A 15660-nucleotide genomic window follows, 5' to 3' on the forward strand; every position below is an offset into this window, starting at 1 on the left:
TAGTTGTAGTAGCAGTTGGATTTTCTCCACTTGCTGATGAATGAATAGACGCTGCGAGAACAGGAGGTGGATAAACAGCACTTAAATCATCGCATTTCACCCAAAGTAGCTGAATCCTTCATTAGTAGATGCTGTTTATCCACTTGCTTACCCACAATCCGCCGAAATCGAGAAATCAAGCTACCTTTTTCCACTTGCTTGATGCAGGAGGCCTCCCCTCTCAGGCCCTCTCAGGCCCTCTCAGGTCCCCTTCGGTAGATCATTCCCTCTCGACATCCCCCTTTTGTTGCTGCCTAGTACTTATAGTTAGGATTTGGCACCTTAACATCTGCTCACTTTTACATATAAGCTCCTTTTTCCTGGAAGTGAATGTACAGCAGATTTTTCATTACACATCGTGCAATCAGCCGCCTGTTTCTTGTCCTGCTCAGCTTCAGCGGGTACACTTGTGCTATTGATTACTTGGATGAGAGGAGTTATGCGGAGTGCCGGAGTTGAACGGGAGTCTTTTTGAGCAGGCTTTGCTGGACGGGGATTACAGCCCGCATTTCCTGGCCTATTACTACAAGCAGTGGAGCAATTATACGATGGCCTATCATCACCATAACTCCACGGAAATTATGTATCTGATCTCAGGCACCTGTGTGGTGGATGTGCGGAACGAATCGGGCGGAGATACGCCCTTCCGGCTGAAGCGGGGCGAACTGATTCTGCTGGATGCAGGGGTCCCGCACCGGTTGATCGTCGAAGAGGGCTCCTCCTGCCGGATGCTGAATGTGGAATTTGCTTTTACAGAATACAGGGGTGTGGTTCCTTCCGTCGGCAGACTGGCCCGGGAAGAGGAGGCGCTTGCCGAGTTGCTGCGGCATCCGTTCGACAGTCTGGTACTCTCAGACCAGGAGGAGGTCTTCCATGTCCTGAAGGCACTGGTGCTGGAGCTGGATCAGCGGGGGAGGACGGGAAGCAGCATGGTGCATCTGCTTTTCTCGGAGCTGCTGCTGCGTCTGGCGAGACTGCGGAAGGAGTCGCTTCCGGCCAGCCAGCAGCCGTCACAGCTCTATGTCCGGCGGGCGATAGAATTCCTGCATCAGAATTATGACCGGGGCATACAGGTCAAGGAGATTGCACTCTCCGTGAATGTTCACCCCGGCTATCTGCACCGTATCTTCAGAACCCATACAGGGCAGACCTTGACCGATTATCTGAACAGGCTGCGCATGGAGAAGGCCCGGATGCTGCTGGGGCAAGGGGAGATTCCGGTAGCGGAGATCGCCGATTATGTGGGCATCAGCAGCAGGCAGTATTTTCATCTCCTGTTCAAAAAGTATGCCGGCTGCACACCAATCGAATACCGTAACTCTATTGAACGTCATTTCTGGAGTGAGGAATAGACGGAATCCGCGCGATTGGTATTCTGCACATTAAGTTAGGATTGTTGACACTATACCGGCAAAATGGTCATGATATTGGTTACGCTTCCGGCAGTCTCCTTGTTACAATGGACAGGAATCAACAATTCATTGCCGGAGGATGATAACGATGTCTTTTAAAGTAACCTTTATCGGGGCGGGCAGTATCGGATTCACGCGCGGATTGCTGCGCGATCTGCTAACTGTACCGGAATTCCGTAATATTGAAGTTTCCTTCATGGATATAAACAGTCATAATCTGGACATGGTCACCGAGCTGTGCCAGAGGGATATTAAGGAGAACGGTCTGGATATCGTAATCTCCCCCACTACGGACCGCAGAGAAGCGCTGAAGGATGCCAAGTACGTATTTTGTACTATTCGAATGGGGGGGCTGGAGGCCTTCGCTACCGATGTGGACATTCCGCTGAAGTATGGCGTGGACCAGTGCGTAGGCGATACGCTGTGTGCGGGGGGGATCATGTACGGACAGCGCGGGATTGCGGAGATGCTGGAGATCTGCCGCGATATCCGCGAGGTGGCCGCACAAGATGTGCTGCTGCTGAATTACTCGAATCCGATGGCTATGCTGACCTGGGCCTGCAATAAATACGGCGGTGTGCGGACGATCGGACTCTGTCATGGCGTACAGCATGGACATCAGCAGATCGCCCATGTCTTCGGGCTGGAGAAGTCGCAGGTGGATATTATCTGCGCCGGGATCAATCACCAGACCTGGTATATCTCCGCCAAGCATGAAGGCAGGGATCTGACGGCAGGTCTGCTGGAGGCCTTCGAGCAGCACCCGGAGTACAGCCGTACAGAGAAGGTGCGGATTGATATGCTCCGCCGCTTCGGCTATTACAGCACAGAGTCGAATGGCCATCTGAGCGAATATGTTCCCTGGTACCGCAAACGCGCCAGCGAGATCATGGACTGGATTGATCTCGGCGTGTGGATCAACGGGGAGACGGGCGGATACCTGCGGGTCTGCACGGAAGGACGCAACTGGTTCGAGACCGACTTCCCGAACTGGATGAAGGACCCGGCCCTGGAGTATATCCCGGAGAAGTGCGGCGAGGAGCATGGCTCCTATATCATCGAAGGTCTGGAGACTGGACGAGTGTACAGAGGCCACTTCAATATGGTGAATAACGGAGTCATCTCCAATCTGCCGGCTGATGCGATTATCGAAGCGCCGGGTTACGTGGACCGTAACGGCATCTCGATGCCGCTGGTCGGCGACCTGCCGCTCGGCCCGGCGGCTGTCTGCAACGTCAGCATTTCCGTGCAGCGTCTGGCAGTGGAAGCGGCTGTGCATGGTGACGATAAGCTGCTGCGCCAGGCCTTCATGATGGACCCGCTGGTCGGCGCGGTCTGCAATCCGAAGGAGATCTGGCAGATGGTCGATGAGATGCTGGTTGCCGGGGAACAATGGCTGCCGCAATACAGTGCAGCCATCGCTGAAGCGAAGGAGCGCCTGGCTTCCGGGAATCTGATTCCGACGAATGCCGGCAACGAGGGAGCGGCCCGGCTCAAGGTGAAAACGGTGGACGAAATGATGCAGGACCGCGAAGCCGCGAACAAGAATGCCGGAGAGTCTGATAAGGGTAAGGACCGTGAGAAGGTGCAGTAAGCGGAGCCAAGCATAAGCCTAACGAAGCAAAACAATCATGCCATGAGCCTCTCCCGGAAGGGAGGGGCTTAATTTTTGTATAGGTGTAGGTTTGGCGTGAGTACACGTGGACCGGATGTATGCGAAAAACCGCTCTCCTTGCCATGATGGGGGAAATAGGTGGATTTTGGGCACTTGCTAACGAACGAATGGACGATATTCCGACAAGAGTTGGAAAAACAACACTTAAATGTTTACATATCTCCCGGTAGCAGCAAAATCGGCGATAGCAGATGCTGATTTTCCACTTAATTCCCTATAATCGTTAGGAGGAGATGAATTAAGCTGCATTTTTCCAATTGTTATCTGCCGTAGCTATCGGTCTTATTACCCGTAGGGTGATTCTGTTCTGATATTGATGAATGATAAAGGGAATACAATGATCGGAACGAATTATAAATTATAGAAATATAAATTCATCTGTCGAAGGGGAATAAGGAAATTGAAGAAAAAAATACATATGGCAAATGTGCTGTACCTCCTGCTGATTACCCTGCTGGGCGTAACAACGACCGCAAATACAGTAACCGCAGCAACAGCTACCCAGACTACAAATGGAATCCGTGTATATGTGCAAAATAAAGAGGTCCATCCGCGTGTGGCTACGGTGATTCACGGAGGAAAAGTGTATGTCGAATTCCGCAGTGTGGTGCAGGCGCTGGGCTTTATTTTCAAGTATGATGCTGCCGGTAAGCAGATTACAGCGAAATCAGAGGATGCTTCTTTTAAGATTGATCTAAAAACGAAAAAGACTTTTGTAAATGGTTCTCAGTACACCTATGATTCTAATATTCCAATGGTCATTGGTACGGGTGCGGATGCCCAGGTTGCGCTCTCCCTGTTCAGCGAGACTGACTATATCAGTGCTGACTATGATAAGACGAACAAAATAGTTAAAGTATACGAGGATCTGCAAGGCAAGCCTAAAAAGGCGGACCTGAAAAAAATGCAGGCACTAATTAAAGCCCATTATCAGACTCTGGATGGCTTTAAGTCGATCGACATGCTTGAAATGAAATCGTGGGGAGAGTATACAGTAATGCTTGCTGATGTCTCCTTTCGTAAGACAGAAACTGAACTTCTGGACCGGATTGAGCATGTAACATTGGAAATGGAGCATAAGCCCGATGCCAGTTGGACGATACATCATATAGAAATCAATAATACAGAATATCTAAACTATACTTCATTGATAAATAAAGAGGTAAGCGTTCCGGCCGCAGATAAAATGGCCATTCGTGAGTTGCTCGCTGCTTATTCTAAAGCTATAAATGATAAAGATGTGGATGCGGAACTGGCGCTGCAAGACCCTGCCAACCTAACTGCCGACTACGAGCAGGGTCTCAGAGATCTCCGGGAATGGTCTACTCGAAAGTTTGATCTGGAATATACTGAAGAACAAGCTGTCATTGTCTCTTATTCGGCAAATCAAGCAGTTGTTTATTGGGTCTGTACACTTCAAGCTAACAACGATCCATCGAAGTTTAAGGAGCGGCTCTACTCACTTACTTCTGTAGTTAAAAATAAGGATAGGTGGTATTTTGATTCAAATGAAGAAGTTGCACTCGGTAGGGAGGTTATCAAGTAGTTATTCTGCGCATCCACTCATTCCCTTATCAGCTTCTCATTCTTCAACCGGAGGATCTTGCGGCGGACCGGCAGGCTGAGCCACACGAAGAACAGGCCCAGAATGATTACAAGGACTCCCACGATGAGGTTGATTTTGTAGATGTTAGAAGAAGTATTCAGCAGCATCAGCATGATATTAAAGGAGCCGATGATCAGTTCCAGCAGCGCGAGGGACAGATAGACGTTATGGATTCTCTGATAGTGTTTGATTTTGGAATCTGTATCGGAATAGATCTGGAAGGGGCCTTCCGAGGCCTTCCTTCTGAAGATCACCCAGCGCTGGTTGATCAATGTACGCTTGGCCTTTGCAGGGGCTCCGGTAGGCACACGCTCCGCTCCGGTCTCCTCCATAAATTGCAGATAGTCGGACTCCTCCTTCGGGTCCTTCTCCAGCAGCTCAAGCCGGTAAATGTACTCTCCCTTGGCACTCTCCTCGAACACATAACGGGCCCATGAATATTCAACGAGTGCGAGCCCCTTAGCCGACATCTCATTCAGCCAGGCCTCTTCCTTCTCGAAATCTATGAAATATTTGCGTACCACCTGACTCATTACGCTTCGCCTCCCAGTAGCTTTCTTCCATTTGTGAGCAGCTCGTCAAGCCTTGTCATTTCACTGCCGACTATAGATTTGCCAAGCTCTGTAATCTGATATTCCTTCTTGCGGGAATCCTCTCCGCCTGCCAGCAGCTCGATCCAGCCCCGTTCCACAAGTGTGCTTAGCGCACCATAGAGTGTGCCTGCCCCAAGCTCCACACGCTGATGGCTCAGCAGCTTCACATTCTGCATAATGCCGTAGCCGTGCATCGGGGTGAGCAGAGACAAGAGGATATAATAGACGCCTTCGGTCAGCGCCCCGTATTCATTGTTGCCGGACAATGCCATCACCTTCCTTATTGCATCTTTGTGTAACATTCCACAGACCTTGAAGTTCCAGTACCATCATTCGTCGTTATACCCATTGGCGTTATAACACTGAACGTTATAACATTTGGCGATATATCGTCAACCGATACATTGAGTATATCGGCTGGCGATATAGTTGTCAACAGGCTTGTGTACCACAATCTGCCCCCGCATACACAAAAATCCCCTGCCCGCCGTTCGCACGGTTTGCAGGGGATCATCCTCCCGGTATGAATCAGCGCGCAGTATCGCTTCACTGTCAGCCTGGAGAGCAAGCGCTCAGGCTTCTGTTGCCCTTTTGCCAAAAAACGTCTTCAGCGCCTGATACACTTCCTTCTTATCCTTGATCACATAATGCATGAACTGCTCCTGCTTCATGTGGCGGTAGGCGGACATCAGGGTGCTGCTGCGGTTGTACTGGTTCACTTCGCCATAGCCGAACATGTTGCTGCGCTTCAGGAGCTCTCCGATCAGCTTGACGCAGCGTTCATTGTCCGAGGTCAGGTTGTCGCCATCCGAGAAATGAAAGGGATAGATGTTGTATTTGGCCGGAGGGTAGCGGCTGTCGATAATCTCCAGCGCCTTCTGGTAGGCCGAGGAACAGATGGTTCCCCCGCTCTCCCCGCGTGTGAAGAAGTCATGCTCGCTGACCTCTTTGGCTTCCGTATGATGGGCCAGGAACACAATATCCACCTTCTCATACTGGCGGCGCAGGAAGCGGGTCATCCAGAAGAAGAAGCTGCGGGCGCAGTATTTTTCAAAAGTGCCCATCGAGCCTGAGGTATCCATCATGGCAATAATTACGGCATTAGAGTGGGGGGTCGTGATATCATCCCAGGTTTTGTAACGCAGATCATCGGGGCTGATGCTGTGAATGCCGGGAGTGCCTCTGCTGGCATTACGCCGCAGATTCTCCAGAAGAGTACGTTTTTTGTCGATATTCGACATCATGCCTTTTTTGCGGATATCGTTGAAGACAATGGATTTAACCTCGATTTCTTCTTTATCCTTCGGCTTCAGATGGGGAAGCTCCATATCCTGGAACAGAATGTCCTCCAGATCCTCGATATCGACTTCGGCCTCAACGGTATCCTGCCCGGGCTGATCTCCGGCTTTATCCCCTTTGCCCGGCTGGGCAGACTGTGAATCGCGGCCGAGTACGTCACCTACCTGACTCTCCCCGTCGCCCTGGCCGACATGCTTCTGCTTGCGGAAATTATAGATAATCCGGTATTCATCCAGACTGCGGATCGGCACCTTCACAATCTGCTTGCCGCCCGACAAAATAATGTTCTCTTCAGTAACCAGATCCGGCAGATTTCCCTTAATGGCTTCTCTGACCTTCTGCTGGTGACGCTCCTGATCCTGATGGCCTTTGCGGTGAAGGGACCAGTCTTCTTTGGATACGACAAAAGCGTATGGACCGGATGGCTGTGACAGGATGACCACCTCCCATGGACTGTGTTATTCGGTATTGTCAATATTGAGGCTGAGGATCATGCGGCAGGTTGTAACTAAAGTATATTCAGGGAGATGGGGGATATGTGAGCTGTATTATTCACTGATTTCTTCAATGAGCAGCCTGTAGCTGTTAGAACGGGCTTCACCGGAGTACCGGCGTCCGTCGATGGTGAATAAATACAGGGCGGCCGAATATCCTTGCAGATCCTTGCCCATGTAATCCGGGTTTATCCTGACAAAATAGGTGAGTGTGACGCTTTGCCCGGCCTGCAGCGTCCCTAGAGCAACCGTTCCGCTGAATGGAGTCCCGGGTACGGTTACGGCGCTGATGGTAACGATCTCCGGCTCCATGACGGTTCCTTGCGGCACAATCCGGATTACGGATACCTCTGCGGGATAATTCCCGCTGTTCGCTACGTAAATGTTGAATTCAGCAATGCTCCCGGGGTCGACAACCGGCGGCTCTCCTTGCATTTGAATAGAGATGACGGGCGTTAACAGCAACGTGGTCACTGTGCCCGACCGGGCGAGCTGCCGGACATTACGTCCGTCGGGAAGGGAGAACGTATACTGGACAACTCCCTGATTCTGAATGGCCGGCGTCTGGCGGATATCGGTGGCACCCGGAATGGATACGAGAAAATCGACCACGGCTTCAGCGCCTGCCCGTAGGGTGCCAAGTGGAATTCCGTCCCCGGGGCGGACACCCTTTTGCGGAACACCGTCGATACGGACGCTGTCCCAGACGAACAGTACGCCTGGCGGAATGGCATCCAGCAGCAGTGCCTCCACGGCCAGGTTCCCGTTGTTACCCACAGTGAACTCATACCGCAGGTTGTCGCCGGGAGCTGCGCTGTAGAGATCCACCTTCAGGCTGACGGTTACTCCCGGCTGGATCACGGTAATCAGAACGGTGTTGCTCCCGGTGGTATTCCGGCTGTCATTAGCCACATAGGAGACCTGGGCCTGCGCCTGCAATACCGAGTCTGGAGGGGTTGAGGTTACCCGGACACGGTAGGAGATCCCGGCGGCTGAGCCTGTACTGAGCGAACCCAGTCCAATGCCTGAAGCCGGATCAGCCTCAGGCTGATAGACCCCGCCTGCAACCACGCTTCCGGGGAGGAATACGGCCCCTTCCGGGATAGGCAGAGTAGCGATAATCCCGGTCAGCGGCCGGGAGCCTTCATTTCTAAGCTGAAGGGTATACGTGACGACATCCCCAATGAAGGTAGTAGGTGTGCTGGCAGAGAGCAGCGTGGACAACTGGTAGGACAGAAGGGAGACACTGACAGGATTGGAGCGGATGTCCGCGCTCACTGTTCTCCCTTCCGGAGTGGTGAAGGAATACGTGCCAACCGCTCTGTTGTCCAGGACAAGCGAAGGCGGGAGGGAGACTACAATGACCTGGAAAGCGATGGTGACCCCTGAATGCGGAACAAGAGTCCCCAACGGGATGCCGGAAGACGGAGTAACCCCCGGAAGGGGCACTCCGTCTCTAAGCACACTGTTGGCTATGAAGGATACTCCCGGGGGAAGAACGTCAACGATCGTGAGCAGTGCCGGTGTATTGCCGCTGTTCCTGGCGGTAACGGTATAGACCAGCGTATCTCCCAGGGAGGCGCTCAAGGGAGCCGCTTGTTTGAGCAGGGATAGAACCGGACCCACAACGGACGTATGGACGGTATTGGAATAGGCAATAGCGTCATTCCCTTCTGCGGAGCTGTACCGTACCATGGACTGATTGCTTACGACAGGCTGAAGCCGTGAGCCGTCTGTCATATAACAATGACCTGAACCTGGAAGGTTACCGTAGAAGAAGCTCCCGGAGCAATGGTTCCGATCACTACACCGGAGGCCGGGTTCGCACCAGGACGCGGAACACCGTCCACAGTCACACTGCCTGCAACGAATTGGCTGCCGGCCGGAATCGGGTCAACCAGCACCACGTTGTTGACAGGAACAATACCGTTGTTCGTCACAACGATGGTATAGGTAATGATGTCGCCGACTATGGCATCAATGGCCGGAGTACTCTTGACGGCTGTTACATCCGGGGAAGAGACCGGAATGACCAGCGTATTGGACAGGGCAGAGCCTGAGAGCAGACGGCCATCCGGCGGAGAGTAGGTGAAGGTGGCGGCGGCCTGGTTCACGAGCTGCTGCGGTGAAGGCAGGGAAGCTACCGTAACCTGCAGAGTGACGGTCATCGTGACAGTGGCGCCTGCTGCTACTGTCCCCAGGTTGATACCGGTAGTCGGATCTGCACCCGGAACGGGCTGGCCATTGACCAGTACACTGTTCGGAATGAATACGGCTCCCGCCGGGATGGAGTCGGTTAAGGTGACGACGGCTGCAAGATTGCCTGTATTGGTCACGCTGAGGGAATAAGTGACGGTATCCCCGACCGTTGCATTGGCGGTATCTGCACTTTTCAAGATGCCGATAATCGGCTGGAAGACAGGAGTAACCAGCGAATTGGAGTAGGAGGCGCCGGAGAATGCACCGGAGGTGAAGCTCACCGAAGCCTGGTTGCTGAGCGTGGCCGGATTAGGCAGCGTGTTAACAACGATGCTGAAGGTGACCAGGACCGATGCGCCCGGGGCCACGGTGCCCAGAGCAATACCGTTGGCAGGATTCGCCCCCGGCAGCGGAGTGCCGTCGACGACTACGCTGCCGGGGACAAAGGAAGAGCCGGCCGGAATCGGGTCGCTCAGTACAACATTATTGATCGGCGCTATGCCGCTGTTGGTAACGCTTATGCTGTATGGAACGGTATCTCCCACGACTGCATCGGTTACTGTAGAGCTTTTGACAACCAGTACATTGGGCGAGGATACGGTAATCTGATTGATGTTCGAGCTGGCCGACTGGTTGAAGGTCCGTCCGTCCGGCAGCGTGTAAGCAAAGGCGATGATCGCCTGGTTGCTGAGCTGCTGGCTGGCAGGCAGTGTATCTATGACAACAGAGAACACGATTTGCAGTGTGGCACCCGCAGCGACCGGGCCCAGCGGGACACCTGAGGCGGGATCAGCGCCCGGTGCCGGGAAGCCGCCAATCAGCACACTGTTCGGAACCAGCGTTGTACCGGCGGGGATGGTATCGGTCAGAGTGGCGGTTGCCGCATAGTTACCTGAATTGCTGACATTGACAGTATAAGTGATCGTATCCCCGACCGTTGCATTTACCGAGCTGGAGCTCTTGGCGGCAGCGATAATCGGCTGGAAGACCGGAGTGGTCACAATGTTCGAGAAGGCCACGCTGGACAAGGCCCCGGAAGTGAAGCTGACCGAAGATTGATTGTTAAGCACTTCTGATCCCGGCAGGGACGTAACGGTTACGTTGAAGGCTACAGTGACAGAAGCGCCCGGAGCGATACTGCCAATCGTCACCCCGGTAGCTGGCGAAGCTGCCGGACGGGGAACACCGTCTACCAGCACACTGCCCGGAACAAAGGCGGTACCGGCAGGCAGAGCATCCGTGAACACCACATTGTTAACGGTAGTGATGCCGTTATTGGTCATCGTTACTGTATACGTAATGGTATCGCCAACATGGGTTGCGGTGGTCGCGGTGGTTTTGACAACCGCCAGGTTCGGGTTCGAGACGGGGATGGTCAGGGTGTTGGTGAGCACCGAACCTCCCAGGGTTCTTCCGTCAGGCAAGGTAAAGCTGTAGGCAACGGTTCCCTGATTCACCAGCGTTTGCGGTGAAGGCAGTGAAGTGATGATTACGGAGAACGATACAGCAACACTTGCACCCGGGGCGATGGTTCCGGCCGCAATTCCGGCGGTGGGATTGGCCTGTGGCAGAGGCAGCCCGTTAATCAGCACACTGTTCTCTTCAAAGGTAGTCCCGGCAGGAATATTGTCCGTTAAGGTCAGAATTGCTGCGTAGTTGCCTGTATTGCTGACCGTTATCGTGTAGGTTACGGTATCGCCGACTGTTGCATTGGCGGTATTGGCCGTTTTGACCGCAGCGATATTGGGCTGGAAGACAGGCACCGCCACGGGATTGGAGAAGGTGGAGCCTGTAAAGACACCGGAGGTATAGGTTACAGTAGCCTGATTATCTATCGAGGTGTCTGCCGGTACCGAAGTTACCGTAACGCTGTAGGAGACTACGGCAGAAGCGCCGGATGCCAGTGTGCCAATGGCGATCCCTGTTGAAGGATGGGCATTGGGGAACGGCACGCCATTTACAGATACGCTGCCCGGCACGAAGGCTGCCCCATCCGGTGTTGGATCACTGAGCACTACATTATTAACCGGGTCTATTCCGTTGTTGGTGATGTTAACGGAATAGGCAATGGTATCGCCGAGTGCCACTGAGGTGGAAGACGTACTCTTCACGACCTCCAAATTGGGGGCGGAGACAGCGATCGTTACGGTATTGGAGATGGCGCTTCCGCTCAGCAGCCGCCCGTCCGGCGGTGTGAAGGTGTAGGTAGCAGCCGCTTGATTCACAAGCTGCTGCGGGGAAGGCAGGGACACAATGAACACAGTGAAGCTTACGGACACACTGGCGCCGGGAGCGACAACGCCGACGGTAATTCCAGTATCCGGTGCAGCGCCCGGCTGAGGGAAGCCGCCGACAATGACGCTGTTGGGATCAAAGGCGGTACCAGCCGGAATATTGTCTGTCAAGGTAACATTGGCCGCAACGTTGCCGGAATTACTGACGAGCACGGTATAGATGACCGTATCGCCAACTGTGGCGTTCAGGTCATTGGCGCTTTTGACAAGCGTGATCTGCGGCTGCGTGACCGGTGTGGTAGTGACGTTGGAAGAGGAAGAGCCGGAGAAGACCCCGGAGGTGAAACTGACGGTGGACTGGTTATTGACCTGTGAAGGAATCGGCATTGTTATCCTCACCTCGAATGTTACGGCAACGGAGGCCCCAGGCCCCAGGCTGCCGATTGGGATACCGGCGGACGGAATTGACAGCGGCTGGGATACGCCGCCAACAATTACGGTTCCGGGAATGAATGCTGCATTCTCAGGCAGGGGATCGCTGAGAATGATGTTGCTGACAGAGGTAATGCTGTTATTCGTCAGCACGGAGGTGAACGTAAGAATGTCGCCGGTCACAGCATCAATGACATTGACGCTTTTGACGACACTGACATTGGGTGCCGAGACGGGAACGGTCAGTGTGTCCGACACTGCATTTCCGCCGAGCTGCCGTCCATCCGGCAGGGTGAAGGTGAAGGAAGCCGCTGCCGAATTAAGCAGCTGCTGGTTCGGAGGCAGCGCAGTAACCGTAACAAGGAAGCTGACTATGACGCTGTCTCCGGGAGCAAGCGGGCCCACCGGAATTCCGGTCAGGGGGCTGTACCCGGGCAGCGGTGTTCCGCCGATGCTGACACTGTTGGTCTCGAATACCGTCTGCGGCGGCAGGCTATCGGTCAGATTCAGCAGGGCGGCAATATTGCCGGTGTTGCTGGCCAGGATGGAGAAGGAGAGCAGACTGCCGACAGAGGCTTGGGCCGGGCTTGAGCTTTTGACCAGTCCGATGACCGGGATGAAGACTGGAGTAAGCACCGTGTTGGACAGGGCTGTTCCGCTGAACATGCCTGCTGTAAATGACGCGCTGGCCCGGTTGCTCAGTTGAGCCGGAATTGGAACGGTAGTGGCATTGACCTGGAAGACTACGATGCTTGTGGTCCCGGCGGCGAGGGTGCCCAGAGCGATTCCGGCATTCGGATTGGCAGAGGGCACGGCAGTCCCGTTGACGGTGACGGTTCCCGCAACAAAGGCGCTGCCTGCCGGAGCCGGATCGGACAGCACTACATTGTTAACCGCTACCCCGCTTGGATTGGATACCGAGACGGTGTAGGTGAGATATTCCCCTACCGCGATTGCGGTGAGATTGGCATTTTTGAGAATCGTGAGGTTGGGGGCGGATACCGGAATAGTGACTGTATTCGAGACACTTCCGCCGGACAGGGAGCGTCCGCTGGGCAACTGGTACGTGTAGCTGCTGCTTCCTTGGTCGGTCAAGGTGGCCGGAGACGGCAGTGACTGAACAGAGGTCAGGAAGGTCACCGTGAAGGCTGCTCCGGGAGCCGCTGGCCCAAGCGGGATTCCGCTAACCGGAGAGGCGGCAGGAAGTGCCGCTCCATTCACGGTTACACTGCCGGCGACGAAGGCGGACCCGGCCGGAATCGTGTCGGTTAAGGTTACCGTTGCAGCGAGATTGCCGGTGTTCTGGACCTGTAGCGTGTATTGCACATTCCCTCCAACCTTGGCACTGCCGGGGCTTGCGCTTTTGACGATGCCGATTACCGGCTGATATACAGGAGTCAGGGTGGTATTGGACTGCGTAAGGGCATTGAATGTCCCTGAGCTGTACGACACCGATGACTGGTTGGCGAGCTGACCGCTTCCCGGCACAGAGGTGATGGACACCTGAAAGATTACTGTCACACTGGCCCCCGCAGCAAGGGTACCCACGGTAATCCCCGAAGCCGGATCAGCGGAAGGCCTGGCACTGCCGGCCACCACGACACTTCCCGGCACGAAAGTGCTGCCGGCGGGAATCGGATCGGAGAGCACGACATTCGTCACGGCTTCAATTCCATTATTGGTGATCACTGACGAATACAGCAGGGTGTCGCCTACGGCGACATCCGGGAAGCTGGCGCTTTTGACGATGGAGACGTTGGGCAGTCTGACCGGTATGATCAGCGTATTGGAGGCTGCGGTACCGGAGACGGTCCTGCCGTCAGGAACCACGAAGGTATAGGCTGCCGTAGCCTGATCAACCAGTTGTGGAGGGGCTGGCAGACTGTTAACCAGCACGCGGAACTGGACGGTAGAGCTTCCTCCGGCCGCGATAGTACCGATAGCGATACCTGCGGCAGGATTGCCGGCCACGGGAGTGCCGTTTACCGTAAAGCTTCCCGGAACATAGGTGCTGCCCGCAGGAATGTTATCCGTGAGTGTAGTGGTGGCACCGATATTGCCGGTGTTGGCTATCTGCAGCGTGTAGGTAATCTGATTGCCGACGGTTGCGTTGGTTGTATTCGCGCTTTTGACAATGCCAAGAACCGGAGAATATACCGGCAGTGATTGTGTATTGGAGGGAATCACTCCGCTCACAATCGGGCCGCCGGCCACACTCTGGAAGGTGAAGGCGGCGGTGGCTGTATTAGGGACGAATTGCGGATTGGGCAAGGAAGTAACCCTGGCTTGGTATGTAATGGTTATGGAAGTGCCAAGAGTTAGCGATCCGAGCGGAATGCCTGATGTTATATCATAAGACGGTCTGGCAACCCCGGCTACCACTACGCTCCCTGCGACAAAGGTAAGACCTGCCGGGAAGGTGTCCGACAATACAACACTGGCTGCACTTGCCGTGCCGGTATTGCTTACCGTTACTGTATACGTCACGGTATCGCCAACAATCGTACCGGCGGCATTGGCGGATTTGGTTAAGGAGATTTTGGGTGCATTGATATCAATCTGCAGAGCATTGGCATTCACGACATAAGCATCGCCCGATGTAGTCAAGGTAAGCAGGGCGGAAGACTGATTGTTGACGAGGCGTGCGGAGACATCCACGTTCGTGATATCCCAGCCCTGCCTGCCGCCGACAATGTTGGAGCCCGGACTGCCGTTAATCTGGTTGCGGGTTCCGAAGGTTCCGGTGGTATTCAGGTTGCCGGCATCATTGTTAATCTGCGAGGCGAAGAAGTTATTGGCGAAGTTGTTAGGCCCGGACAGGGCGACCTGGGTGGAGGAGGTAGGACCGAAAAGCGCCTGGTCTCCTGAGCGGTTGGCATCACCTTCCTGGGCGCTGAACAGGGTGCGTCCCCCGAGCGCGCCAGTGACAGGGGTAGCGAATCCGGTAATGGTTGTAACTACCGGAGCCGAGGAAGCCTGGACAAGGACAGCCCCTGCGCGCAGTGACATGTTGCGGAAGGGCAGGGACGGATTCTGATAGATGACGGCGAGTGTCCAGCCGGCATGGTTGGCAGTAGAATCGCCGGGAATTACGATAGTCCCGACTACACCGCCGGTGACATAGGTTCCGGCGCCGGAAGCTTGAATGGTGCTGGTCACATTAGCGGAACGGACATACGCGAGTGCCCCGCCTCCCAGATCTACGGAATTGGCCGTGGCTGGATCGGGCGATACGCTGACCGTGGTTCCTAGAGGGGGAGTGAAGGAGACGGGATTATTGATTGCTGCGGTAAGGTTGACTGAGCCGTTGACATAGGTACCCCCCCAGATTAATTCCGCATACAGAATCGTACTTCCGGCGGGAAGGCTCAGAATGGCTGCTGAGCTGTTATTCTGATATAGACTGGTAGTACCGGCGGGGTAAGTGCCGAATACAGAAGCAGTGTTTATAGTAGTAAAGCCTCCGATGCTATCCTGGGTACCCGGTACGCCAGCTACCTCTGAACGGCTCAGCCCCAGTGTATTCCCTGTGAAGGTAATGGCACCTGTTGCATTTACCGTAGACCGAACGACTAGAGGAATGTTTATCACCTCCTTTGGAATGAATGCGCATAGAGAGGCAGACAGCATAAAAAAGCAGACCGGCTCCTGCGGGAAGCCGGTGTGCCCTCTTTCTT

Annotated in this window: 8 protein-coding genes; 3 read left to right on the top strand and 5 right to left on the bottom strand. The window is 54.3% G+C overall.

Annotated elements, in window-relative coordinates; all coding sequences use genetic code 11:
• Positions 1–494: 494 nt before the first annotated feature.
• The 3 genes from KDC22_RS09420 (at position 495) to KDC22_RS09430 (ending at position 4672) form a co-directional block, all read left to right on the top strand.
• Positions 495–1391, top strand: a complete 897-nt coding sequence (locus tag KDC22_RS09420; protein WP_211723967.1) for an AraC family transcriptional regulator — start codon at positions 495–497, stop codon at positions 1389–1391.
• Positions 1392–1539: 148 nt separating this feature from the next.
• Entirely contained in the window at positions 1540–3045 is a 1506-nt protein-coding gene (melA, locus tag KDC22_RS09425) for an alpha-glucosidase/alpha-galactosidase (protein WP_211722843.1), read from the top strand.
• Positions 3046–3526: 481 nt separating this feature from the next.
• A complete protein-coding gene (locus tag KDC22_RS09430) occupies positions 3527–4672 on the top strand; it encodes a stalk domain-containing protein (RefSeq protein WP_211722844.1) in 1146 nt (381 codons plus the stop codon).
• A 17-nt stretch (positions 4673–4689) separates the two neighbouring features.
• Here the strand turns inward: KDC22_RS09430 and KDC22_RS09435 are convergent, their stop codons facing one another.
• From KDC22_RS09435 to KDC22_RS09455, 5 genes are all read right to left on the bottom strand, one after another.
• A complete protein-coding gene (locus KDC22_RS09435; protein ID WP_211722845.1) occupies positions 4690–5265 on the bottom strand; it encodes a DUF2812 domain-containing protein in 576 nt (191 codons plus the stop codon).
• The gene (locus KDC22_RS09440; protein ID WP_246553421.1) at positions 5265–5627 is read right to left on the bottom strand and encodes a PadR family transcriptional regulator; all 363 of its coding nucleotides are present in this window, start codon (positions 5625–5627) and stop codon (positions 5265–5267) included. The genes KDC22_RS09435 and KDC22_RS09440 overlap by 1 nt, the downstream gene beginning before the upstream one ends.
• Positions 5628–5897: 270 nt before the next feature.
• Positions 5898–7058, bottom strand: a complete 1161-nt coding sequence (yhbH, locus tag KDC22_RS09445; protein ID WP_211723969.1) for a sporulation protein YhbH — start codon at positions 7056–7058, stop codon at positions 5898–5900.
• Between the two features lie 114 nt (positions 7059–7172).
• Entirely contained in the window at positions 7173–8858 is a 1686-nt protein-coding gene (locus KDC22_RS09450; RefSeq protein ID WP_211722846.1) for a COG1361 family protein, read from the bottom strand.
• On the bottom strand, positions 8855–15574 hold the full coding sequence (locus KDC22_RS09455) for a DUF7507 domain-containing protein (RefSeq protein WP_211722847.1): 6720 nt from the start codon (positions 15572–15574) through the stop codon (positions 8855–8857). The genes KDC22_RS09450 and KDC22_RS09455 overlap by 4 nt, the downstream gene beginning before the upstream one ends.
• Between the last annotated feature and the right edge of the window lie 86 nt (positions 15575–15660).

Source organism: Paenibacillus tritici, from assembly GCF_018207515.1.
Classification (GTDB): domain Bacteria; phylum Bacillota; class Bacilli; order Paenibacillales; family Paenibacillaceae; genus Paenibacillus_AQ; species Paenibacillus_AQ tritici.

What these genes read in the sequence shown, in the direction of transcription:
- melA (WP_211722843.1), top strand. Translation starts at nt 1,540, where the DNA reads ATGTCTTTTAAAGTAACCTTTATCGGGGCGGGCAGTATCGGATTCACG.
- KDC22_RS09440 (WP_246553421.1), bottom strand. Translation starts at nt 5,627, where the DNA reads ATGTTACACAAAGATGCAATAAGGAAGGTGATGGCATTGTCCGGCAAC.
- KDC22_RS09435 (WP_211722845.1), bottom strand. Translation starts at nt 5,265, where the DNA reads ATGAGTCAGGTGGTACGCAAATATTTCATAGATTTCGAGAAGGAAGAG.
- KDC22_RS09450 (WP_211722846.1), bottom strand. Translation starts at nt 8,858, where the DNA reads ATGACAGACGGCTCACGGCTTCAGCCTGTCGTAAGCAATCAGTCCATG.